This window comes from Sorangiineae bacterium MSr11367 (genome assembly GCA_037157805.1).
Lineage (GTDB): Bacteria > Myxococcota_A > Polyangia > Polyangiales > Polyangiaceae > Pendulispora > Pendulispora rubella.
In genome coordinates this window covers 12,958,539-12,982,738 of sequence record CP089983.1, presented here as the reverse complement: position 1 = coordinate 12,982,738, position 24,200 = coordinate 12,958,539, and the positions used below count along the sequence as shown (strand labels likewise).

The window sequence follows — 24,200 nt, the reverse complement described above, 5'->3', positions numbered from 1 at the left end:
CCTTGGTCGACGTCAGACGGCGGGAACGTCCATCCAGGCGGCGTTGCGTGAGGCACTGCGCTCCACCGCCTCGAGCACGAGCTGCACGCCCAGCGCCTCGGCGAAACTGGGTGAGGGCTCGGTGCCCTCGGCAATGGCATGCACGAAGTCGCGCGCCTGGTGCGTGAACACGTGCTCGTAGCCGATGATGTGCCCGGGCGGCCACCATGCGGCAATGTACGGGTGCTCGGGCTCGGTGACCAGGATGCGCGTGAAGCCGCTCTCGGTGCCCGCGCGCGCGCCCGCGTGGAATTCGAGCTCGTTGAAGCGCTCCAAGTCGAAGGCGAGCGAACCGAGTGAGCCGTTCACCTCGATGCGCAACGCATTCTTGCGGCCCGTGGCGAAACGCGTGGCCTCGAAGGTGCAGAGGCCTCCGCCGGAGAGCCGCCCCAGAACGACCGCCGCATCGTCCACGGTGACGCGGCCGCGCGCCTGCGATTTCGTCTCGGCGCTGGCCGAAAGTCCCGTGCTCGCCACCGGCAGGGGCCGCTCGCGCACGAAGGTCTCCGTGAGCCCAGCCACGCCGGTGATGCGCTCGCCGGTCACGTGCTGCGTCATATCGAGGATGTGCGCACCAATGTCGCCGAGGGAGCCCGAGCCGGCGCGCTCCTTTTGCAGACGCCAGACCAGCGGAAACTCCGGGTCGACGATCCAATCCTGCAAGTACACCGCACGCACGTGGCGGACCGCCCCGATGCGCCCCGCCGCGATGAGCGCGCGCAAATGCGCCACCGCCGGCACACGGCGGTAGCTGAACCCGCACATCGCTCGCACACCCTCGCGGGCCGCGCGCGCAGCCGCCGCGGTCATCGCCTCGGCCTCCGCCACCGTGTTGGCCAGCGGCTTTTCACACAAGACGTGCTTGCCGGCCGCCAGCGCCGCAATGGCAATCTCGGCGTGGCTGTCACCGGGTGTGACGACGTCGATCACGTCGATGTCCTTGCGGGCCACCAAGGCGCGCCAATCCGTCTCGGTTTCCCGCCAGCCGAACTTGCGCGCGGCCGGCTCGAGCTGCGCCGCATCGCGCCCACAGAGCACCGCCATATCGACACCGCGCGGCAGATCGAAGACGCGATGCACCGTACGCCAGGCCTGCGAGTGGGCGGCGCCCATGAAGCCGTAACCTACCATTCCGATTCGCAACGGATTGCTCAAGGTCGTCCTCCTTACGGTCAAGCTTCGATGAGACAGATCATCATTACAGCGAGCTGGGCGCTCCGTCGAGACGGAACGTCGTTCCTCGATTTACCGCCTGCAGAACGGATCGCCGATCTCCGTGGTGACGATTCGTCCACCGGCCGCCACCGTTAGGGCATTGACGTCGTGCGCGAAGCAAACGACGAACGACGAGCCACGGCAATGGCGACAAGGTCGTGACGGAGGTGCGTGGGTCGGCATCATTCACGAATCGTACTGCGAAGACGCCATTCACGTTGGCGCGATTTTCGGTGGCCACGCCGGACGAAGGGACTAAGTAGGGAAGAATGACTAAATTCCTTTCGCGCGCGATGACAGCAGCGCTCTTCGCGTGGGCGTGCGTCGCTTGTTCCTCGTCCGACGACAATCCCCCCGACGACAGCTCGGCCGATGCGAAGTATTCGGCCGTCGAACGAGATTACGTTCTCTACTTTCTCGATCGCAATCCGGTCGTAGCCACGTATTTGGGCGGTGCCGCGCTGGATGCCAAGCTCGCCAACGTGGACGGACGGCTTCGCGATCATTCGGCATCGGCGCTCGCCGCAGAGGATCAGGCGCTCGGCGGCTTCAAGCAGCGCCTCGAGGCCTTGGATCGGAATGCGCTTTCGGCCGCCCACCAGATCGACCGCGACGTGGCGCTTGCGCAAATCGAATTTCAGCTCCACCTGCACCAAGTGCGCAAATACCAAGAGCGCTCGCTGGATACCTATCTGGACGAGCCCTTCCGCGGTGTCGATTGGCAGCTTCAAGGGATGACCGACGCCGGCAATGGCAAATACGGCACCGAGGCCGAGTGGCAGCGCGTGATCGAGCGTGTCGGCGCCGTGCGCGCGTACCTTCAGCGCGCGCAAGATCAGCTTCGCGCGGGCATCGCCAGCGGCAACACCGCCGATTGGCGGATGCTGCGCATCAATGGCATCGACTCGGCCGTGGCCGATGCCGAATACTTCCGGAAAACGCTCCCGGACATCGCCGCCGAGCGCATTGGCGGGGCGCAGCGCGATGCACTCTTGAACGCCGTGCGCAACGCCTCCGCCGAGGCCGCTGCCGCGTACGAAGCGTTGCACCAGTTCGTGGCGAGCGAGTTTTTCGTCGAGGTAAAGAAAGACGTCGTCGAGAAAGCTGGGCTGAAGGCGGCATTCCAGGCGGATCGGTATGCGCTCGGTGAGGCCGAATACAATTGGGCACTTCGCAACAACCTGCGCCTCACCAAACCGGCGGCGCAGCTCTACGAAGAGGCCCAGGCGGTCATCGAATCGACGCAGCGAGAAATGGTGCAACTGTCGCGGATCATCGGCCAAGAACGCAATCTGGCCTTGCCCGTGGACGACATGGAGGTGGTGCGCGCAGTGTTCGGCGAGCTCTCCAAAAAGGCCCCGAAGAACGACGACGAAATGGTCGCGTGGTACCGCCAAGCGGGCGAGCGATTGGTCGATTATGCGCGCAAGACGGGCCTCTTCGAGATGCCCAACGAGTACAAATTGGACGTGACGGTCACGCCGCCGCCGCTCCAAGGATCGATCAGCGGTGCGGCGTATTATCCGGCACCGCCGTTCAAGGAATCGGGGGTCGGACGCTTTTACGTGAGCCCGACGAAGAACAATCCGGTTTCCCTGGCGAGGAACAATGCCTCCGCACTCGCCTATTTGGCCGCCCACGAAGGGTTCCCCGGCCACGATTGGCATTACAAGGTCATGACGCAGTACCGCAATGACATCGCGCGCGTCCGATGGTTGACGCCCGGGGCGGTGGAGGACTCGTCCTCCATGTGGGAAGACTCCGGGGCGGCCGAAGGCTGGGCGCTCTATTCGGAGGCGCTAATGGCGGAGCCGCAGCCCAATTACGAGCACGGATTCTACAGCTCGGACGAACGCCTCTATCAGCTGAAAGGCAAGTTGACGCGGGACGTGCGCGTGCGGATCGATACCGGGATTCACCTCGGTCGCCTGTCCTTCGAAGCAGCCCAGGACCTCTTCTCCCAGGTCGTCGACTTTCTGCCGGGCCCCTGCCAAGGCGCGACGGACGAGACCAAAAAGGCCAGCTGCGACGATGCCTTCGGCGCCATCTTCCGCTATTCGAAATGGCCCACCCAAGCCATCACGTACCGCCTCGGCAAAGAGGCCATTCTGGATTTGCGTACGGAGGCCAAAGCGCGCGCTGGAGACCGCTTCTCTGCAACGGAATTCCACGTACGCTTCATGAAACAGGGCACGATTCCGCCGGGCTACTTCCGCGAGCAGTTCCTCTCGGGCTTCTAAATATCGGCGCAAGTGTAGAAGCGTGCATTTTCGGCTCGACGAAGGAGGCATTCGGTCTATCCAAAGACGATGTCTTTCTCATTTGCTTGGCGTCATCGAGGGGCTCCTCGATGGCGCCACGGGCTATGGCCCGTCGGTCAAGCCTTCGCGCTGTTCTCGTTGATCTCGTCGAATGGATGCAGTGATCCCGCCCCCGGGGGCCGCGTCGAGCAGGAGCAGCGACCTGGCCCCGTTTATCGGGCGGTGATTCAGCGAACCCAACACGGCATTCCGCACATCACGGCGCCAAACTTCGGGAGCATCGGTTTTGGTCAGGGCTATGCCCTCGCCGAGGATCATGCGTGCACCCTCGCCGATCAGATCCTCAAGGTGCGCGGGGAGCGCGCCAAGTACCTGGGCGAGGGCCCCGGTCGCGCGCACGTGACGAGCGATTTCGCCTATCGTCTATTGGATCTTCCGCACCGCGCCGAGGAAGCGTTCGGGAAGCAGCCTGCCCCCGTGCGCGACGTGCTCGAGGGGTATGCGGCGGGCTTCAACAAGTACCTGGCCGATACCGGGGCGCAGAACGTTCCAGGCTTTTGCAAAGGCCAGCCGTGGTTGCGCGCGATGACGGCCAAGGAGCTGCTCGCGTACCATATCAACCTCGCCCTCACGGCGAGCGCCTCGCGGCTCATCGACGCCATCGGATCGGCGCAGCCACCGGGCGGGGCGCCTACGGGAACGCTCGATCCTTCGGAGGCGATGAAGCGTCTGCGCGAAAACGAAATTGGCAGCAATGGCTGGGCAATCGGCTCGAGCCGATCCAAAAGCGGTTTGGGCATGTTGCTATCGAATCCGCACTTTCCATGGGAAGGGGAAATGCGGCTCTGGGAGAGCCATTTGACCGTGCCCGGAGAGCTCGACGTGTACGGTGCCACGTTGATCGGATTTCCCGGTGTCTTGCTCGGATTCAACCGCGATGTGGCGTGGACGCACACCTTTTCCGCCGGCCGGCGCTTCACGGGCTATGCGTTACGTTTGGTTCCGGGAAAGCCCACGCACTACCTTTACGGCAACGAAGAGCGGACCATGACGGAGCATCCGCTCACCGTGGCCATTCGCCAGCCGGACGGCTCGGTGAAAGAAGAATCGCGAACGTATTATACGACCCACTATGGTCCCGTTCTCTCGATTCCGACGGAGCTTCCCGGTGAGCCGTTCATGTGGAACGCGGAACACGCTCTCACCTACCGCGATGCCAATTTGGACAATACGAACTTCACGGCGCAGTTCCAGGCCATGGATCGGGCCAAGAGCCTCGAGGAATTCCAATCCGTGTTCGCCACCACCCAAGGCATTCCCTGGGTCAACACCATGGCGACGGATCGGCAGGGAAATACCTGGTACGCGGACGCCTCGGCGACGCCGCATTTGAGCGCCCCGGCCCTGGCGCGGCTCGGCGCCGATCTGGCCGATCCTGCGAGCCTCCCGGGCAAGGCCATGGCCAAGCTGCAATTCATCGTTCTCGATGGGAGCGATCCCACCAACGAATGGGTCGCCGAAGATGGCGCACGCTCCCCGGGCCTGGTGCCCTATGCGCAGATGCCCAAACTTGCGCGCCAGGACTTCGTCTTCAATGCCAACGATGGACATTGGCTGGCGAATCCTGCAGAGCCCTTGGTGGGGTATTCGTTTCTCCATGGTTTGGAGAGGCAACCCCAATCGGCGCGCACGCGGATGAATGCAGTATATCTGACCGAGACCGCGGAAAATGGCGCATCGGGGCCCGACGGCCGATTCACCTTGGACGAGGTGAAGGCCACCGTGTTGAGCAACCGCAACCTGACCTCCGAGTTGCTGCTCCCGCAGGTGGTCGCGCGCTGCCGTGGAAAGACGACGGGCCACCACCAAGGCCGGCCGGTGGACATCACCCAGGCTTGCTCCCTCCTCGCACAATGGAACGGGCGATTCGATTTGGACAGCGTGGGAGCGATCGTCTGGCGCGAATTCATGGGCGCGTACACGAACGAGAGCCTCTTCGCGGGCGGGGAGCTCTTCGCCACACCCTTCGATCCTTCGAACCCCGTGACGACGCCCCACACGCTGAAGCCCGCGCCGGCCGAGGGAGACGATCCTCTGCTCGACAAGCTTGCCCAGGCGGTGGACACGTTGAAGGCGGCGCATGTTGCGTTGGATGCGCCGTTGGGCCAAGTCCAGTTCATCGTCCGAGGCAAACGCAAACAGCGCTTCGGGCTGAATGGCAGCAACGGCCGAGAGGGCGCGACCAATGTGATGACGTACGGCACGGCCAACAATTCGTCGTCCGAGGAGCGCTATTCCGTTCGCGGCACGCCCATCAATGCGGCGTCGGGCCTCACCGCCGACGGTTACGTCGTCAACTACGGCTCGAGCTTCATCCTGGCCATGGAGTTCGCGCCCCACGGTGCCGTTCACGCCGACGCGCTGCTGACCTACGGCGAGACCGGAAACCAGGACGCGCGTGCCTTCACCAGCCAAACGGAGCTTTTTCTGGCCAAGAAATGGCGAAAGGTCCTGTTCGCCCCCGAGGAGATCGCGACGGATCCTGGGCTGACGGTGCAGGTCATCGAGCAGTAGAAGGGCCTTGAATAGAATGCGCCATCCGCACGTACCACGGAGGATGGCGCTTCCTTCGAGCACGTGGTTGGCGTTGCTCGGCGTGATTTGCAGCGGCTGCGGCCCCCGGCCCAGCATGCGCGCGACCTCGGGGCCATCCGCCGAGGGCGGCTTCGCCATCAGGGATGTGCGCGAAGGGAATACCCCGCCCGCTCGTTGCGAGAGCTTGTTTCGGCACCCGATCGCGCCCATGCCCGCGATGGTCGGCAGCGGCGATCCGCAGGTGGGCTTCGGGAAGGAGCTGCTTTCCCTTCATGACATTTCGGGCGACGATCGATGGTCGCCCCCCGTACGCGAGCATGCCAGCTATGCATGGTCGTCCGACGAAACGCGCGTCGTTTCGGTCACTGGCTCGCACGATGGGCCAGTCGAGCTTTTCGTGTGGGACGTGCGCACGGGGGCGGCACTCGCCATGTGGCCGTTGCCTTCGTCCTTGGCGCACCTCGCCGATCTCGCGGTCGCGCCGGACGAAGGCGCCGTGGCGATGTTGGCGCTCGACGCCCAGAAGAACACGAGACTGGCCATCGTCGATCTCGCGAACGGGCGTGTCACGGAATTCGGCCCGACCCAGCAAGCTCGCAACCTCCGCTATGCCACCAACGGACAGCGCATTCTCGTTCACGATCGCGACCCGGTTGCGGCTTCGATCTAGAGCGTGAACTCGCGGCAACTGCTCTTCCGGGACTCGAACCCGTCGCTCGGGATGGCACTGCTTCCCGACGGCGAGCGTCGCGTGGTGTTGCGGAAGGTAAGGAAGAAGAACTCGGATTTTTGTTTCCATTCGACGATCGCCATCTGATCGACGTTGGAAACCCTCATGCCTACCTGATCGATCCACTTCATCCCAAGTACGATTTCGAGCTACCCCGTCGCGTCGACCGCGCACGGACCCTGCTTCGCGTGTCGCCCAGCTACCGCCAGGCCATTCTCGACGATGGTCCATCACGCTTCGTACCGATCGATCTCGATCACCGGCCGAGCAGCCCCGGGCGCGCGCACGGGCACGTGCTGCGCGCCTCCCCCGATGGTTCCCTCGTCCTCCTGATGGGGCGTTCTCGTCGGACGGCGCGCGTCTCATGGCCTACACGAACCGTGGGGCACGCATCCAATTCCTCGTGCGAGGAGGACGCTGAGGTTACATCCCCGTCAATACTTTGGCCAATTGGTACGCGCCCGTATCGCGCCACGTCGCCAAGTCGCGGGTGCGGCGGGCCTCCGTGGAGAAACTGGCCATGGCATCGAGGACGAGTTCGCCGGTGCGGGGGATGACGAGTACGAGATCGCCGTCACGAGTGGGCGGCTCTTCGGGGGCGAGCGTGTCGAAGAAGAGGGCGCCCGTCCAATGCGATTCGCCCACATAGTTGAGCGCGACGAGCCCGATCAGCGGGTGCGTCGTGCGGGGCGGCGCGGCCGCGTCGGGGCCGATCAGCATCGCGAAGAAGGGCTGCCCGTCGTGCAGGACGAGCGTGTTTGCAGGGCTGGGCACGCGCTCGTTGCCGAGCAGCACCTGCGGCGCACGGCGGGGTGCGAGGTTCGAGCGCGCAAGCAGGTATTCGCCGGGCGGGAGCGCTTGGAGCACGCCGGCGCCGGATTCGGCGCGGGAGCCTTCCGCCCATTGGAGATAGGCCCACTCGAGGGATTCGGGCAGCGTGCCGGCTGAAAGGAGACGCCCGCCCGGCAGCGTCTCCATCGTCCATCCGTCGTCCGGCGACATCGGCTGCTGGAAACGCCAATGGGGTGCACCATGGCTGCCGACGTCGTGGACCGGGGCGATTCCCGACGTGTGCACGCCGAACGCGGTCGGTCCGGGAGGGATCGACAGCTCGGCGAGCACAGGTGAAATCGCGCGAAGGTTCATGGTCTCTTCTTGGCCTTAGTCCTTGTGCGGCGCAAAGTGAATCAGGTGCAACTTGCCATCGGGCAGGCGTACGATGGAGTACGTGGCATTGCGGATTTGCACACGCGTGGCGGGCTGGCCATTCGCCGAGTTCACCCCTTCCACGGTGTTGCGGAAGGGGTGCTCGCCCCTCACCGGCGGATCCCCGGGGCGCAGGTTCGCGAGGTCGTCGGCCCGCGAGTTCATGATGTCGCGCAGCGCTTGCTCGCCCTGACGGCCCGAGCGAAAAACGGTATTGTTCTCGAGGGGATTCCCATTCGCATTGCGCCGCGATTCCGCGAGCTGCGCGGGATCTTGCCCCTCACGCGGAACGTGGGCCCGGGCGTGCCCGGTGCCGTTTCCGAAGGTGCGCCCCTCGGATTCGTCCAGGAGCCGCGCAGCATCGGCGCGCGAGTGCGCAGCCGCCCCCGCCGCTTCGTCTGCGCCTTTGCCAGCGCCTTCCGCGGCCTCGTCGGCGCCTTTTCCGGCGCCTTCCGCCACTTCCTCCGCGGCTTTGGCAGCCTCGTCGGCGTGACGCGCTCCTTTGAGCCCGGCCTTGGCCAGATCGCCGACGCCGGGCACCCACGCAATGGCGGCGCCGCCGAGCTGCGCCCAGCCACCGGGCTTGCCTTGGACCACGGCCTTGATGCCCGCCACCGTGTCGCGCACATCGGCGATTTGGCCCACCACCGGAATGAAGCCGGTGATGACCTGGCCCGCGAGCCCGGACCAGCCGTGATCCCCTCCAAAGTCTCCTTGAATGGCGCCTTTGAAGAAGTTTCCAACGCCGCCCCAGAAGCCGCCGCCTCCCCCGCCCTTGTCACCGCTGCTGCCGCCGTTTTCCGCGCCCCCGCCCGCACCTTCGCCGCCCGTCCCGCCCGATCCATCGTTGGTGCCGGTACCATTGTCGGCGGTGGCATTGTCGGACGAGTTGCTTCCGGGTTCGCCCGACGTGCCACCGGGCGCATTGTCATTTCCGGCGCTCGTAGTGTGAATTCCACCGCCGGCACTGAATGTCTCGGATCCGCCCTGAAGCGTCCGCTCCGCCGTGCGTGCCGCCTCGGTATTGCCCTTGCCCAGCAAGCGGTAACCCGCGGCGACGAGCAGCAGGATGGCGACGAGCAAAAGCCCATATTCGACCGCGGAAACTCCGCGTCGATCGAAGAGCAATCGCCAGCGAGCGCGCGCGGCCAGTGCGCGGCTCGCGGCTGAGATCTCGCCGTTCACACGACGCGGGCCACTCGCATTCATACGCCCAATGGGCAGCAATGCATGTGCCATTGGCACCGGCGATTGTTTTGCATCGCCGGCACCTTGATTTGGAATGCCATTCACACCACGTGTTCTATGGAAACACCGTGGAGCGCGACAAGTGGATCACTTCAATCCGTCCAAGTGAACGCCATACGTTCCACCGCGGGAAACGAGCGTTCCCACGTCATTGCACGGCCCGTTTCAGCCTTCGTCGTAGGCGCGCTGCAGAGTGGCGAGATCCATTTTCTTCATTTTGAACATGGCCTCCATGACACGTTTTACTTTGGCAGCGTCTTTGTCGTGAATCATTTCGAACATACGCGCGGGAACGATTTGCCAGGACAATCCAAATTTGTCCTTGAGCCAGCCGCACGGACCTTCCTCGCCCCCGGCGGAGAGTTTGGCCCATAGGGCGTCCACTTCATCCTGGGTGTCACAGTTCACGAAGAGGGAGATCGCCTCGGTGAATTTGTATTGCGGGCCGCCATTGAGCGCGATGAAACGTTGACCTTCGAGCTCGAAGGTGATGGTCATGACCGAGCCTTTCGCCTGCGGACCGGCACCGCTGGATCGGGCCACATCGAGGATCTTCGAATCCTTGAAGATGGAAAGATAGTGCTCGACCGCCTCTTCGGCCTGGGAATCGAACCACAAGAACGTCACGATCTTTTGCTTCGCGGACATGGTCATACCTCTTGTTTGCGTTTGGATCGGTCGAATTGGGTTTCAAGGTAGCGGCGCAAATGCTTCAACGAATCGGCCGCGATCTCAGGGCCCTGTTTGGCTTTGGCCAGAACGAAGGCGCCTTGAATGACGGCGATGGCGAACGAAGCGAGGCTCTCGGCGCTCCAAGGAGCGTCGGGCGCGTAGCGTGCTTTGGCCGCCGATACGTGGGCAGCAATGGTTGCAGCGTGCGCGTCGAGGTGCGCGTCGCACGCGATGCGAATGGCCGGATGCGTGTCGTACGCTTCCTGAACCATCGTGCCGAAGAGGCACGTGAAATCGGGTAGCGCGCCCGTGAGCATGGCGATGCGAAAATCGACGTAGCCAAGAAGTCGATCGAGCGGGTCGTCGATGCACTGATACGGCGCCGCCTCGAACGCGGCATCCGCCAGCTCGCCAAAATGATCGGCGGCGGCGAGCGCCAGGTCTTCCTTGCTCTTGAAGTGGTGGAAGAAGCTTCCCTTGGTGAGCCCCGCGGCCTCGCACACGTCCTCGATGCGCGTGGCCGAGTAGCCTTTGGCGCGGATGACGTACAGCGCAGCATCGAGCAGTTTCCTCTTGGATTCGTGCTGATTTGCCGCCTTTTTCATTCCATACCCACTAGTTGGTATCTACATACCCACTGGTTGGTATGCTGTCAAGGAAGGCGGCCTGGTTCATCATGGACGCGATGCCGGTCCCCCCATTCCACGCCCGGGCGCTGTCCCATGAAGATGCGCAGCAGATTGCCCAATGGCGGTACGCGGGGCCGTGGAGCATTTACGATGCACACGCCGACGACGGGCTTCTCGACGGCAACGATGGATACTTCGGGCTGGTAGACGCTTCGGAGGGAAGGCTGGCCGGCTTCGCCTGCATCGGCGCCGAGGCGCGCGTGCCGGGGCTCGCGGAAGAAGCGGGGCTCGTGGACATTGGGGTGGGCATGCGCCCCGATCTCGTAGGCCGCGGATTCGGGCAGGCCTTTCTTGCCGCGGCGCTCGACCACGGCCGGACGATGCTCGGCCCCGTGCGATGGCGGGCCGCGGTCCAGTCGTGGAACGAGCGCAGCCTGCGGCTCACCGCACGCCTCGGGTTTCGTGCCGTGGGCAAGCACACGTGCGTCCAGGCAGGGAAGAACGTCGAGTACCTCGTGCTCGTGACCGACGACGCGCGCTAGCGAGCTCCATTCCGAATTTGGGACGGCCGTCCCATCCTGACGATCCCGAGAGCGGAACCGCGCGCGAAAACCCTGCGAATTTCGCTCGAACGGCGCGGGCACGGGCGTTGCGATGGGGATGGCTCACATGCCGCGAAACGCGGTTTGAAATTTCCCCGTCACCTTCCGCGAAAGACCACCATCATGAACACGTTCCTCACCCGCTTCGTCCCCGCCGTGATCTGCTCCGCCGTGCTCGCCGCCACCGCGATGGGCTGCCAGCGTGAGACCAAGGGCGCGACCACCGTGATCACGGCGGCGGCGGCCGGAACGCTGGATCGCGATGCTCCGATTGCCGCGAAGAACCATCGCGAGGTCGCGTTCTATTCGGCGCGCACGCAAGGCGAGTCGGAGACGAAGATCTTTCTCCGCGGCCACGCGGGCGAGGCTCCGCGCCTCGTGTACGTGGACGCCGAACCGGGCGAGCTCGTGTCCGTGAGCGACGACGGCACGCACGGAGTCTTTCGCCGGTACATCGCGCCGGGCCAGACGACGGATATCACCATTGACCTTCAGAAAAGCGAGAGCTGATTGCCGCCGATGCTGCGCCACGCCATCCCGTGCTTCCTTCTCGCGGGCGCGCTGGGTTCGATGGGGTGCTCGTCCGCCGGCGCAGAAGCTTCTCGCGCACGCGCCGCGAGCACCGAGCATGCGATCGCGATCACGCACGTGACGCTGATCGATCCCGCGAGCGGGCCGCGGCCCGATGTCACCATCGTGATGGTCGGCCATCGCATCACCGCCGTGGGGCCGTCGGCGAGCACACCGGTGCCCGAGCATGCGCAGGTGCACGATGAGACGGGGCACTTTGCGGTCCCGGGCTTTTGGGACGCCCACGTGCACCTGACGCAAATGGGCATGGACTCGATGCCGCTTTTCGTGGCCAACGGCGTCACCAGCGTGCGCGACATGGGCAGCACGTTCGGCGACATCGTGCTCTGGAAGCAAGCGTGGAGCACGGGACAGCCCGCACCGCGCGTCTTCGCGCCGGGCCCGAAGATCGACGGCAAGGGCGAACTGTGGGGCGACAATTGGCTCGTCACCACGCCCGACGGCGCCCGGCGCGCGGTGGACGATCTCGCGGCGTATGGCGTCGACTTCATCAAAGTGCACGCCGGCCTATCGCGCCCCGTCTACGATGCGCTCGCCGACGAGAGCCGCAAGAAGGGACTCTCCTTCGCGGGCCACGTGGACGAAGACTACCCCGCCGCGTGGGCGGCAAAGTCGGGCCAACGCACCATCGAGCACGGGAGCAGCATGGTGCCCTGTTCGGACACGGTGCGCGCGCAGCTCCGTGCCGACCCGAAGCTGGTACCCCTGCTGAAGTGGGTTTGCGCGAGCTCGAACGACGACGTCATGCCCGAGCTGGCGCGCGCCGGCGCATGGCTCACGCCCACGTTGGTGTCATGGCGCGGAAAGACGATGCTGCTCAAAGAGGCACCCTCGCTCGAGGGCTACCGTTACGTATCGGCGGCCTTGGAGAAGCGCTGGCTCGGCGATGGCGAGGAGACCGCACCGCAGCCCATCGAGCGCGAGGTGCTCGCGCAGTTCGGACCACTCGCCGCGAACGCACACCGGGCCGGGGTGCACTTGCTCGTGGGGACGGACATCGGCGATCCGTACGTGGTGCCAGGCTTCGGGCTGCATGACGAGATGCAGCTTTTCGTCGAAGCCGGAATACCGCCCCTCGTGGCCCTCCGCAGCGCGACCCTGGAGGCCGCACGCGCCTTGGGCGCCGACGCCACGACGGGCTCGATCGAGGTGGGCAAGAGCGCTGACGTGGTGCTCCTCGACGCCGATCCGCTGGCGAACATCCGCAACACCCGCCGCATCGGTGCGGTGGTTCAAAATGGCCGATGGTTCGACCGCGCCGCGCTGACCGCGCTGCTGGAGCCGCTCACTCGAAGGAAATAACGAGCCCCATGCGCTCCTTCATCTCCAACAGAGCCTCGGCATTGCCGAGCGCATCGTCGATGGGATTGTGCGTATGGCGCGTCCTGCGCAAGTGTTTGAACGTCTGGAACGTGTCTTTGACGACGCCTTTGTAGAGCGAGCCAAGGTTCAGCGAGCTGTATCCAAAGGGATTCCGCCCGAGAAAGTGGTGGAAGTACCAATTGATGAATTGCCAGTCGAAACCATTGTTGTCGGAGATGAACAATCGCCGATTGCGGGCGTTCTCCTTCAGCCATTGGTCGAACTCGGTCATCACCTGCTTCGGTTCGTCGAACGCGAGCGTCTCCTCGCGCGAGAAGCCGCTGATGTGCAATGCCTCGGACACCCATTGGTCGGAAATGGGCCGTAGCCGGCCGTAGAAAGTCCGCGAGAGCCCCGGCTCGACGATCACGGCGCCGAAGCAGATCATCGAGTAATCGCCCGGAATGGGGCCATCGGCTTCGACATCGACCATCACGTAACTCATACGAGCATCCCCTCTCCCGGCGGCATCCCACCCGTGCCCCGGGAAGCTCCCAGCGTCCAACGCCTTCGGATCAATTTCAACCGGCGAATGACGCCCGAGTAGGCCGCGGAGGCGGCGGAAGCGGCCAGGGGCGCACGCCGCATTAACACTGTGATGGGGAGGACGTTCGCCGGCGTGAGCACGTTACGGGTCTGCTAGAGAAAGACGCTGCCATGCAAATCGTGAGGTCGCTTCGGGTCGCGTCGATGATGCTCTCTCTTGCCGCCTGCGCCGGCGGGGGCGTAAGCGCGCAGCAGAAACCGGCCACGGAGCCTGCGGCGCCGTCCCCTGCGGACAAGGCGGTCGCGTCACTTGCCTCGCTGGCGAGCGAACGCTTGGGCGTCGCGGATCGGGTTGCGGCTTCGAAGTGGGGCACGGACAAGCCCATCGACGACCCGCCGCGCGAGAAGCAAGTGCTCGACGACATGGCCAAACGCGCATCGGAAATGGGTGTCGACAGCGAAGCCGTGCAGCGCATCTTTCGCGATCAGATCGAAGCCAACAAGCTGGTCCAGCGCGGGCTTCATCAGCAATGGGCAGCCGCACCGGCGACCGCCCCCACGACACGCCCGGATCTCGCCAAGGAGGTCCGCCCCGCGCTGGATCGCATCGGTGGCGATCTTTTGACGGCCATCCGCGACGCCCAGCCGGTCCTCACGAGCCCGCAGTGCGCCGCTTCGGTGGAGCGCGCCCGCGCCCAGACCGCGACCAGCTTGGACGAGCTGCACCGGCAAGGCCTCGAGCGCGCACTCCAGCACGCGTGCAACGGCGCACCCTGAAATTTCGCGGCCGGTTCACGCGAAATCACAGGCATCATGAACCTCCGCGTCCGCGTCATCGCCGCCGCCGTCCTTCCCTTCGTGCTCGTGGTGGGGACGCTGGCGTTGCACTAATGGAATCCGATTCGCGACGTCACGACAATCGGCGTATGTCCATCCAGCATGGTAGGCCGCCAGGAAAATCCGCGCATTCTTCGGCAGGAGGCCCGCGCCTTCGAGCTGGTGCAAAGCGTTCTCGCAGGTGGGCCGAGGCCCGCATTGGGAGCCGGGTCGTCGAAGATGCTTCGGCATCTGATGGGCTTGGGTCCCATGGACATCTCGTTCACGCGCGAGACGTTTCTCGCGGATCGCGGTCATCAGAGGAAACGCCGCTTGGATCGCGCATCGGCGCCATGCAGCAACGGTGTTGGGTGAAATCCTGACCCGCGCCCACGTCGATCGGGTCTCACGGCCCATGCTCGTAGGACTGCCGGCGGCAACCGTAGCGTGAAGAGCGGTCTTGAGTTGGTGCGTCCGTCATCGAGCCCCCTGCAGCCCACGGCATCGGTGATCCCGATGCCGAACGCGCGGTATTCATAGAGCTTGACGGCCGGTCAACGCCGGCTCCAGATATGCGACTTTGGCATCGTTGGCATCGCGGTACCGGTACGTCCTTTTGGACCAATCGTAGTTCCCGCGCATCCACGAGCGCATCCCGGCCGCGTAGCGCGAGAGCACGGCCGCATGTTGGGGAAACGCGGAAAACAGCGCTCCCTCGCCGGCAAAATACGATTGGACCTCCGCCTCAATCAGTTTCCACACCTCGGCCACGGCCCGCCGCGTGCCGAGGCCGCGCGCATGTTCGACCAGGTACGCGAGGTTATGGTATTCGCCAAGGCCACGCTCCTTCTCCAGGGAGTACACGTCGTTGGTCCAACATACGACGTTGCATGCGGCGTCGAGCGCCTTTTGAAATACCGTACTATCGAACACCTCGCCGGGAAGTTCGACGTTCTCGACGATTTCAATCAAGTCCATACACACGTAAATGGCACCGGTGTGACGTCGCTTGTCGATGTACTCCTGCTCCGTCGGAATGGTCTTTCGAACGCGGTTTTCCGCCTCCCACGAGGCCGCGGCGAAACACTCCGTCACATGCCGGATGAAGCGCCGCCGCCACGCCGCGCTCGCACTCGATGGGGCGATGGTTCGCCGCCACAGATCCGACAGCGCGGTGATCGCCGCAGGTTCCGCATCGGCCGACGTTCCGCCGCGTGTCGCCCGTGCCCGCGGATCATCCGTGGCCTGAAGGGTCGTCAGGATCGCGCCCATGACCCGTTTGACGTGGTCGAGGTCGCGGCCAAAAATGCCGTCGTCCAATTCGTCATCGACCAAGAACAGCCACGCAAACCAATCGGCGATCAGGTGAACCCCCGCCTCGCCGGCGTCGGGATACGTAATCGAAGCAAACCCCGCGAAGTCGGCGCGAACGAAACGTTGTTCGGAGGCTTTCTTCCGCACCAGACGAAGGTCGCTCACCCACGCGTCCAAGTGGGCGCGCGCGCTTTCGATGTACGGGCTAGTCTTGGGCAGAATAGTCTCGAAGACACGATCGGAACCGTCATCCATGATGAGATGAATTCCCTTTGCAAATAAAAAGAAGAAATCAGCGTTCGTGCACGAGAAGGCGCACCCCGCCCCTTGGGTGCAACGTAATGAGTTGGTCGGCCACCGTCGGACCTTGATCCGGTGGTATTTCCAGTCGATAACGCTGGGCCACGATGGCGAGAATCAATTGCAATTCGGCCAGTGCGAAGTACTTGCCGATGCAAATACGGGGGCCGCTTCCGAAAGGAAAGTACGCGTGCTTGGGACGCTCGGCGATCGCCTCGGGGGTAAAGCGCTCGGGGTCGAACTTTTCCGGATCTTGCCAAAAATTCGGATGGCGGTGGGTTACGTAGCTATTGAGGTAAATGTTGGTTCCCGCAGGAACGTGGTACCCGCCGATGTCGTCGTCCTCGATGGCCGCCCGCATCGTTTGGTACGCCGGAGAATACAGACGAAGCGTTTCGTCGACGATCTGCCGGGTGTACGTAAGATTGTTCAGGTCCTGATACGTGGGGATTCGCCCCTGGAGTTGCGTGTCGATCTCGTTAACGAACCGCCGCCCTACCTCCGCATGCTTGGCAATGAGATACAGCGCCCAGGAGATGCCGCTGGTGGTCGTTTCGAAGGCCGCAATGACCAAATTGAGCACTTCGTCGTAGAGTTGCTTGATGGGCATGTGACCGCCGTCGTCTTCGTACGTGGCGCGCATGAGCATGCCCAACAGGTCGTCCCGAACATCGTTCGTCGCGATCCGTCGGTCTACGAAATTTTCCACGAAAGTCTTCATGCGCTTCGTTGCGCTGCGCATCATGGTGCGACGCCGGCTCGGGAAACTGAGAGGCGGAAACGGGTTACGAAACAGCGATCCCAAAACCTCGTTGGCGTCGGCGAAAGCGAGCTCGAAATCGCGGGCCGTCTCGCTCACGTCCGCGCTGAACAGCGAGCGCGTCACGATGCGTAGGGCGATCTGTCCGGCGTCGTCCGTGACATTGACCGGCGTGCCCTTGCCAGCGCTCGGCCGCCACATCTCCGTCAAATGAATGGCCTCTTGGATCATGTTCTGCGTGAAGAAGCCGACGACGTTCGGGCGAAACGTCGGTTGCATCAATTTGCGCTGACGCGCATGATCCGGACCGCCGGGAGTACGAATGAGTCCATTACCGAGCACGGTCTCGGCCAGATCGAATATGACGACACCCTGTTTGGTATAATTCTCCGCACGGCGCACGAGCACGTGTTCGACATGATCCGGATGGTTGACCATGACCATGGGAAATCCCAGGATGTGGAACTTGAAGATATCGCCGTAGCGCGCCGCCGATTTCGTCAAAAACGTCACGGGGTCCCGGCGAAAGCCAATGTGATTTCGCGGATCCCAGGGGTTGACGGTAGGTAATTTCGCGGGTCGTTTGGACGTAGGCCGTGTGTGCCGGAGTGTATCTTGCCCCGCACTCGAATTCATTGTTCCTCCCGATGGGCGACGTAACTCGATGGTTATTAGCGCCTACCGCCTACTGGTCAAGAATTAACCTTCACCAGGACGAATCCCGCCAACCATTGTCAGGTAATGCGCCAACATGATGTCGATTGATCATTCGCGGCAGCAAATCGACTTCGTTCGATTCAAATCCAAACTATCGAATACGTAAATTTCATGACGCCCACGTTAGCTGCGGGCAAGCCGATCGCTGGTACCGTCGGCGATCGACTCGACATGTGTCGAGGTGCATGAGAATCCGCCAGCGATCGGCGCCGAGCCGGCGGGTCACGTACGGAAGTTTCGTCAAGGGATTTCGACCCGCCTCTCGAAGATCCCACCGTGATCGACCCGATCACGGCGGACCCGATCCGGTACGGCATGATCGCGGCGATCACACGCAAAAAGAAGGCACGTTAGCGAGAGGAACGAACCTTGCGTAGGCTCGCTCACCCTTGCGCGTAAAGCACGCGAATCATGAGCCGAAAGGGGGTAATCGACCCATGTTCACCATTCGATTTTATCTTTTCACGTTCCTCGTGGCCTTTGCCATGGTCGCCGTTGGCCATGATGCGACGGCGGAGGTGTTGGCCAATGGGGTGACGGCGACGTTCACCAAAGCTTCGGATTGGGGGTCGGGGTACGAAGGCAAATATACGATTGCCAATTCGGGAACGACGGCCATCACGTCGTGGACCGTGGAGTTCGATCTTCCCGCGGGCCACCGAGTCGGTTCGCTGTGGGATGGATCGTACACCGCCAGCGGCCAGCACGTGACGGTGAAGAGCACGTGGAATGGAAACGTGGGCCCGGGCGGGTCGGCCAGCTTTGGATTCAATGTCGCGTACTCCGGGGCGTATTCCGCGCCTACCGGGTGCAAGATCAACGGCGGCGCGTGCGAGGACGGCGGGCCCACCAATCCGCCCGGGGCGCCGGGCGTCCCCGGCACGCCCAGCGTCACGGGTGTCACGAGTTCGTCCATCTCCTTGGCGTGGGGCGCCTCCTCGGGCACCGTCACCGCCTACCGCGTTTACGAGGGAACCACCGTGCGCGCCACGGTCTCCGGAACCTCCACGACCCTCTCGGGTCTCTCGGCCTGCGCCACGCGCACGTACACCGTGGCCGCCTACAACGATGCCGGCGAATCCGTGAAAAGCGCCGCCGTCACCGGCACCACCAGCGGCTGCACGCAAGGGCCGCTGCCGAAGCACTTCCTCACCGGCTATTGGCACAACTTCGTCAATCCCGCCGTGGAGCTCCGGCTGCGCGACGTGCCCGCGGAATACGACGTGATTGCCATCGCCTTCGCCGAAGCGACGGCCACCGCCGGCGCGGTGACCTTCGGCGTCGATTCGGGGCTATCCAGCGCGCTGGGCGGCTACAGCAATGCCGACTTCAAGGCCGACGTGCAGACCCTCAAGTCACGCGGCAAGAAGATCATTCTCTCCGTGGGTGGCGAGGCCGGGCGGGTCTCGGTGAGCGACAACGCCTCGGCGACGAACTTCACCAACAGCGTGCGCTCGATCCTCACGGAATACGGATTCGACGGCGTCGACATCGATCTGGAGAATGGGCTCAACCCCACGTACATGGGGCAGGCTCTGCACGCGCTGCGATCGCAGGTCGGCTCGAGCCTCATCATCACCATGGCGCCGCAGACCATCGACATGCAATCCACCGGCGCGTCGTATTTCCAGCTCGCGCTGAACATCAAAGACATTCTCACGGTGGTGCATACCCAATATTACAATTCGGGATCCATGCTCGGGTGCGATCAGGCGCAAGCCTACAGCCAGGGCACCGTCAATTTCATCACCGCCCTCGCCTGCATCCAATTGGAAAACGGATTGCGCCCCGACCAGGTCGCCCTCGGCCTCCCGGCGGGGACCGGTGCGGCCAACGGCGGCGTCGTCGCGCCCTCGGTGGTGAACAATGCGCTGGACTGCCTGGCGCGCGGCACCAACTGCGGCAGCTTCCACCCGCCGCACACCTATGCCGAAATCCGCGGTGCGATGACCTGGTCGATCAACTGGGATGTCAGCAACGGCAACAACTTCGCCCGCACCGTGCGGCCTCACCTCGACACCCTCCCCTGAGGAGTAACACACCATGAAACGCTTCTTCCCGCTCGCCGCGGTTGCCGTTCTCGCGGTGCTCTTCCATCTGTCCATTGCCTTCCCCGCTCGTGCTGCCAACTTGCTCGCGAACCCCGGTTTCGAGGCCGGCTCGCTGTCGGGTTGGTCCTGCTCGAGCGCCTCCGCCGTGTCGAGCCCCGTGCGCTCGGGGAGCTATGCCCTGGCCGGCGCGGCCAGCTCGTCGGACTTCGCGCAGTGCACGCAAACCGTATCCGTTGTGCCAAACACCGCGTACAGCCTTTCGGCGTGGGTGCGGGGCAACTACGTCTACCTCGGCGTCACCGGAGGCTCCAACACGTGGACCCCCTCCGCGGCGGCCTACACGCAGCTCACCGTTTCCTTCACCACGGGCGCAAGTCAGACGACGGCACAGATCTTCGTGCACGGCTGGTACGGGCAAGGCACCTATTACGCCGACGACGTGAGCCTCGATGGGCCGGGCGGAGGCAACCCCGGCGCACCGGGCGCACCGGGAACGCCCAGCGTCGGCACCGTCACCAACTCGTCCATCGCCTTGTCGTGGGGCGCCGCCTCGGGCACCGTCACCGGCTACCGCGTGTACGAAGGATCCACCGTGCGCGCCACGGTCACGGGCACCTCGACGACGATTTCCGGCCTCGCGGCATGCTCCAGCCATAGCTATTCCGTCGCCGCGTACAACGATGCCGGCGAATCCGCGAAAACCGCCGAGGCCTCCGGCAGCACCAGCGGTTGCACCAATTCGGGGTTGCCCAAGCATGCGCTGATTGGATATCTCCACGCCAGCTTCGCCAATGGCTCGGGGTACATCCGCATGGCCGATATCCCGGCGGCCTGGGACATCATCAACCTCTCCTTCGGCGAGCCCACCTCGGTGACCTCCGGCGACATTCGGTTCACGCGCTGCCCCGCGTCCGAATGCCCCAACGTGGAAAGCGACTCCGAGTTCATCGCGGCCATTCGGGCCAAGCAGCAGCAGGGCAAGAAGGTGCTCATCTCCATCGGCGGCCAGAATGGGCAGGTGCAGCTCACCAGCACCGCCGCGCGCGACGCCTTCGTCAGCTCCGTGTCGGCGATCATCGATCGCTACGGTCTCGACGGCTTGGACATCGATTTCGAAGGCCATTCGCTGTACCTCAACGCGGGCGATACCGACTTTCGCAATCCCACCACGCCGGTCATCGTCAACCTGATCGCGGCGCTGCGCAGCCTCAAGGCGCGCTACGGTGCCTCCTTCGTGCTCACCATGGCGCCGGAGACGTTCTTCGTGCAGGTCGGCTACCAGTTTTACGGCGGCGCCGGCGGCGGGGACAACCGCACCGGCTCGTACTTGCCCGTGATCCACGCCATGCGCAACGACCTCACCGTGCTGCACGTGCAGGACTACAACTCGGGGCCGGTGATGGGGCTCGACAATCAGTACCACAACATCGGCAATGCGGATTTCCACATTGCCATGACCGACATGATCAAGGCCGGCTTCTCCGTGGCCAGCACCGGCTACACCTTCCCCGGGTTGCGGCAAGATCAGATCGCCTTCGGCCTGCCCGCGGCCACCAGCGCCGGCAACGGCTACACGCCGCCGGCCCAAGTGCAGGAGGCGGTGAACTGCCTGGTCAAGGGCCAGAGCTGCGGCGGCTACAGTCTGCGCGGCGGCACCTCGTCGAGCTTCCGCGGGCTCATGACCTGGTCGATCAATTGGGACCGCTATTACAATTGGGAGTTCCAGAACAGCCACGAGCCGTTCCTCAACGCCCTGCCCTGACACGGCGTGTCCCGAAAATCGCTGCCTAAGCAACCTCCCCCGGCGTGCAGTCCAATCGCCGGAGGAGGGGAAGGTAGGACCTTTCTCGCGAATGCGAGTTCAGGTTCGGAGCGACCCCGACACGAATGACGCGTTCCGCCGCGGTCGCGAGGCCTCGGCGGAACAGGCCAAGCCGGCAAAAAAACGCGAACCCGCGCAACATGGACCACGCGAGTGCGTCTTGATGTTCATGGATGGGTGGCCCGCATGACGGGGGGCGGCGACCGACCGCTCTCCAGAGGTGGACACCTTTCCGTGCACGTTACCCGCATTTTTTTGCGCGTGACCCCATTTGGAGGTACGTTCGTGATTGCCATCCAGGCCAATAGGGAATTGAATTCGACGTGATGATGCACGAGCTCGTGGACGGAGCCACTCGCTGGATCGGAGGGGACGACGTATTACCCGTCGCCGTTGCGTTCGTGCTCGTGGTGGTCGCGTGGTGGTCCGAAAAAGTGCGCGTTGATCGTTGTCGATCCGAGCGCCGCGCCGTGTACGGACGCATTTCCGAACCAGCGGTAGCCATCAAACGATGGCGACGTCACCTGCAAGACTCGCAGGCCTGATTCGCCGGTCTGATTCCAGCCGGATTCGAGCGCTGTTCCAAAGGCATCCCACGGACGCCTTTGGAGCCGGGCGAAGCTTGACACCGGTGTCACGCACCCCGATAGTCCGTGAGCGGAGGGTACGAACATGCGCATTCGACGATTTGGCTCCGTGACCGCGTGGGTCGCCGCCGCAGCCATCTCCGCAGGAACCACATTCCAGGCCGCACCGGCCCACGCCGCACCGGAGGCCGAGCCCACTGTGCAGGCCGCCTGTCCGGTCACCGACGCCATGATTCGGGCGGCCAACTACTGGGTCGCCCACGGGACGGACCTGGCCTCCACCAGCTGGCAAAACGGCAGCTTCTACACGGGCAATCTCGCGGTCGTATTGGCCACGGGTCAATCGAACCACCGCACCTTCCCCTGGGCGAAGGCAAACAACTACGCCCTGGGTGTCGATCCGAATCGTCCGTTTTCGCCGGATGGACAGGCAGTGGGTGAGGCCTATCTGGACCTTCACGTGCACTTCCACCCGGAACCAGAAAACCTCGTTCCGCTTCGCCAGCAGATCCTCGATGAGGTGGCCAGCGTGGAACGCGGGCACGTCGGCTATTGGAATTACGCGGAGGCGGTAAATCGATCCATGCCGTCGTTTGCGCGCCTCGGCGTGATGGATGGGAACGCCGCGATCCTGGAGGCGATGCACAAGCTCTTTCATCACAGCGAACGCGTCACCGGTGGCGGGCTTTTCAACGAGCTCACGGGACTCTGGCGCCACGATGCCGTCACGCCAGTCTTCGGTTCGCGCACGAACGGCGAAGCCTTCGCGGGCTTGGCCAAGGTGCTCGAAGCGCTCCCCAGCACGGATCCGCACCGCGCGGAGTACCTGCGCGTGTTCCAGCGGATGGCCGTGACCATCCAGTGGACGCAACGCCCCGACGGATTCTGGAACGTGGATCTCTTGAACCCGTGGAACCACCCGGGCCCGGAAAGCGGTGGCACCGCGTTGCTCGCCTACGGCGTAGCGTGGGGCGTCAACCACGGCGTGCTCGATCCCGCCGAGTACACGCCCGTGGCAACGAAGGCCTGGCAAGCCCTCCAGACCAAGGCGCTGAATACGGAAGGCTTCCTCGGCTACGTGCAAAAGGCCGACGCCAAACCGTGGGATCCACCTGGAACCGCCACGGAAACCGCGGCCTACGGCGTGGGCGCCTTCCTACAAACCGGCCGCCAAGTCGCCCTCCTCACCCCCGGCTGCCACCCTTAGCGGCTCGCTCTCAGCGGTGTAAACGCAGGGGAATTTACATGAAGGCGGGAAGGCGGGAAGGTTTTTAGATTTCACTGAGCTCACTGAGCCCACTGAAACTCTAAAAACCTTCCTGCCTTCCCGCCTTCATGTGATCCCTCATTCTTCTAGTTGTTCACCGTGAAGCGGAGGCGCTCGAGGGTTTGGACGTCGATCGTGGCTGCGTTGGTGGAAGCTTCGAGGACGTGGCCGCCCTTTTGGTGGTCGTCCGAGACGAAGTGGAAGTGGTAACCGGTGGCGTTGGTCGTGCCTAGGAACTGCGGCAGACGGAAGCCGACCATGGTGCCCGTGACGTTCGCGTGCGTGAACTCCACTTGCGACTTCGTCGCCTCCGCGAGCGGTGCGTACGGGGGCGACTGGCGCCGCGGGGCGCGGAGCTTCAGCGTGGAAAAGGTACCGTGCACCTTGAGGGCGAGCATGCGCGTCGCATCGGGGGACGCATTGGTGATGAGCGCCTGCAGCGCCGCGAGATTGGCCACCGGTGAGCTCACCGGGACGCGTTGATCCGCGTGGAAGAAGGTGACGGCCGCAAACGGCGTGTGCTCGTTGCGATCGGCCACGCGCGGCACGCCGTCCGATGGGACCTTGTAGACGACGCCGTCCAACACGACCATCTCGCCGTCGAGCGCATTGTACGTCCCGAGGCCGAAGTCACCGTTGGGCGCGAGATCGCCCACGAGCGCCGGCCCGTCGTAGCCACCGCGAATGAGCTGCTCGAGCGTGCCGAATTGCGTGAGCGTCGACTTCTTCCACGCATCCTCGCGCGTGCGCGCGTCCTGCTGCGTTGCGCTGGTGACCTCGTGGTTCGCCGGCGCGGGCTTTGGCGAACCGGCGCAGCCTGCAGAAACGATGCACGAGATGAAAACGAACCGCGATGCCCAACGATGCATGTGCACTCTTTTAGGGGTTAGGGGTTAGGGGGATCAGAAGACTAAGGCGGCAGGGGGGTTC

General features: G+C 63.9%; 20 protein-coding genes. 10 read left to right on the top strand and 10 right to left on the bottom strand.

All coding sequences use genetic code 11. The features are described from left to right. Positions 1–12: 12 nt before the first annotated feature. Positions 13–1,194 (bottom strand): Gfo/Idh/MocA family oxidoreductase, encoded by a 1,182-nt coding sequence (locus LVJ94_50655; GenBank protein ID WXB05145.1) that lies wholly within the window; start codon positions 1,192–1,194, stop codon positions 13–15. 329 nt (positions 1,195–1,523) lie between these two features. On the opposite strand from LVJ94_50655, the gene LVJ94_50650 reads away from it, so the two are divergent. The 3 genes from LVJ94_50650 to LVJ94_50640 all read left to right on the top strand — a co-directional run bounded on the left by LVJ94_50650 (position 1,524) and on the right by LVJ94_50640 (position 6,780). Next, positions 1,524–3,494: a DUF885 domain-containing protein gene (locus tag LVJ94_50650; GenBank protein WXB05144.1), complete on the top strand. Its 1,971-nt coding sequence runs from the start codon at positions 1,524–1,526 to the stop codon at positions 3,492–3,494. A gap of 69 nt (positions 3,495–3,563) precedes the next feature. Continuing rightward, positions 3,564–6,089: a penicillin acylase family protein gene (locus LVJ94_50645; GenBank protein ID WXB05143.1), complete on the top strand. Its 2,526-nt coding sequence runs from the start codon at positions 3,564–3,566 to the stop codon at positions 6,087–6,089. A 43-nt stretch (positions 6,090–6,132) separates the two neighbouring features. Next, positions 6,133–6,780 (top strand): hypothetical protein, encoded by a 648-nt coding sequence (locus LVJ94_50640; protein WXB05142.1) that lies wholly within the window; start codon positions 6,133–6,135, stop codon positions 6,778–6,780. Here the strand turns inward: LVJ94_50640 and LVJ94_50635 are convergent. From LVJ94_50635 to LVJ94_50615, 5 genes are all read right to left on the bottom strand, one after another. Then, positions 6,777–6,971: a hypothetical protein gene (locus LVJ94_50635; GenBank protein ID WXB05141.1), complete on the bottom strand. Its 195-nt coding sequence runs from the start codon at positions 6,969–6,971 to the stop codon at positions 6,777–6,779. The genes LVJ94_50640 and LVJ94_50635 overlap by 4 nt on opposite strands. Before the next feature lie 292 nt (positions 6,972–7,263). Next, positions 7,264–7,986, bottom strand: a complete 723-nt coding sequence (locus LVJ94_50630; protein ID WXB05140.1) for a hypothetical protein — start codon at positions 7,984–7,986, stop codon at positions 7,264–7,266. 15 nt (positions 7,987–8,001) lie between these two features. Next, positions 8,002–9,255, bottom strand: a complete 1,254-nt coding sequence (locus tag LVJ94_50625; protein WXB05139.1) for a hypothetical protein — start codon at positions 9,253–9,255, stop codon at positions 8,002–8,004. Positions 9,256–9,459: 204 nt separating this feature from the next. Then, complete coding sequence (locus LVJ94_50620; protein ID WXB05138.1) at positions 9,460–9,942, bottom strand: VOC family protein; 483 nt, start codon at positions 9,940–9,942, stop codon at positions 9,460–9,462. Positions 9,943–9,944: 2 nt separating this feature from the next. Continuing rightward, positions 9,945–10,571, bottom strand: coding sequence for a TetR/AcrR family transcriptional regulator (locus LVJ94_50615; protein ID WXB05137.1), 627 nt, complete (start codon positions 10,569–10,571; stop codon positions 9,945–9,947). Between the two features lie 41 nt (positions 10,572–10,612). Between LVJ94_50615 and LVJ94_50610 the strand changes: the two genes are divergently transcribed. The 3 genes from LVJ94_50610 to LVJ94_50600 all read left to right on the top strand — a co-directional run bounded on the left by LVJ94_50610 (position 10,613) and on the right by LVJ94_50600 (position 13,090). Further along, positions 10,613–11,137 carry a GNAT family N-acetyltransferase gene (locus tag LVJ94_50610; GenBank protein WXB05136.1) on the top strand — a complete coding sequence of 175 codons (525 nt, stop codon included), beginning with the start codon at positions 10,613–10,615 and terminating at the stop codon, positions 11,135–11,137. Between the two features lie 183 nt (positions 11,138–11,320). Continuing rightward, positions 11,321–11,707, top strand: a complete 387-nt coding sequence (locus LVJ94_50605) for a hypothetical protein (GenBank protein WXB05135.1) — start codon at positions 11,321–11,323, stop codon at positions 11,705–11,707. Between the two features lie 9 nt (positions 11,708–11,716). Next, the gene (locus LVJ94_50600; GenBank protein WXB05134.1) at positions 11,717–13,090 is read left to right on the top strand and encodes an amidohydrolase family protein; all 1,374 of its coding nucleotides are present in this window, start codon (positions 11,717–11,719) and stop codon (positions 13,088–13,090) included. Here the strand turns inward: LVJ94_50600 and LVJ94_50595 are convergent. Then, positions 13,074–13,595: an exonuclease gene (locus tag LVJ94_50595; protein WXB05133.1), complete on the bottom strand. Its 522-nt coding sequence runs from the start codon at positions 13,593–13,595 to the stop codon at positions 13,074–13,076. The two genes, LVJ94_50600 and LVJ94_50595, sit on opposite strands and share 17 nt — an antisense overlap. A 212-nt stretch (positions 13,596–13,807) precedes the next feature. On the opposite strand from LVJ94_50595, the gene LVJ94_50590 reads away from it, so the two are divergent. After that, positions 13,808–14,413, top strand: coding sequence for a chorismate mutase (locus LVJ94_50590; GenBank protein ID WXB05132.1), 606 nt, complete (start codon positions 13,808–13,810; stop codon positions 14,411–14,413). Positions 14,414–14,986: 573 nt separating this feature from the next. On the opposite strand, the gene LVJ94_50585 is transcribed toward LVJ94_50590, so the two are convergent. Further along, positions 14,987–16,021 (bottom strand): hypothetical protein, encoded by a 1,035-nt coding sequence (locus tag LVJ94_50585; GenBank protein WXB05131.1) that lies wholly within the window; start codon positions 16,019–16,021, stop codon positions 14,987–14,989. A 37-nt stretch (positions 16,022–16,058) separates the two neighbouring features. Then, positions 16,059–17,339, bottom strand: coding sequence for a cytochrome P450 (locus LVJ94_50580; GenBank protein ID WXB05130.1), 1,281 nt, complete (start codon positions 17,337–17,339; stop codon positions 16,059–16,061). A gap of 641 nt (positions 17,340–17,980) precedes the next feature. On the opposite strand from LVJ94_50580, the gene LVJ94_50575 reads away from it, so the two are divergent. The 3 genes from LVJ94_50575 to LVJ94_50565 all read left to right on the top strand — a co-directional run bounded on the left by LVJ94_50575 (position 17,981) and on the right by LVJ94_50565 (position 23,210). Further along, a complete protein-coding gene (locus LVJ94_50575) occupies positions 17,981–19,573 on the top strand; it encodes a cellulose binding domain-containing protein (GenBank protein WXB05129.1) in 1,593 nt (530 codons plus the stop codon). 13 nt (positions 19,574–19,586) lie between these two features. Then, positions 19,587–21,356 carry a glycoside hydrolase family 18 protein gene (locus tag LVJ94_50570; GenBank protein WXB05128.1) on the top strand — a complete coding sequence of 590 codons (1,770 nt, stop codon included), beginning with the start codon at positions 19,587–19,589 and terminating at the stop codon, positions 21,354–21,356. A 732-nt stretch (positions 21,357–22,088) separates the two neighbouring features. After that, on the top strand, positions 22,089–23,210 hold the full coding sequence (locus LVJ94_50565) for a glycoside hydrolase family 88 protein (GenBank protein ID WXB05127.1): 1,122 nt from the start codon (positions 22,089–22,091) through the stop codon (positions 23,208–23,210). 146 nt (positions 23,211–23,356) lie between these two features. Here the strand turns inward: LVJ94_50565 and budA are convergent, their stop codons facing one another. Further along, positions 23,357–24,139 carry an acetolactate decarboxylase gene (gene budA / locus LVJ94_50560; GenBank protein WXB05126.1) on the bottom strand — a complete coding sequence of 261 codons (783 nt, stop codon included), beginning with the start codon at positions 24,137–24,139 and terminating at the stop codon, positions 23,357–23,359. Positions 24,140–24,200: the final 61 nt, after the last annotated feature.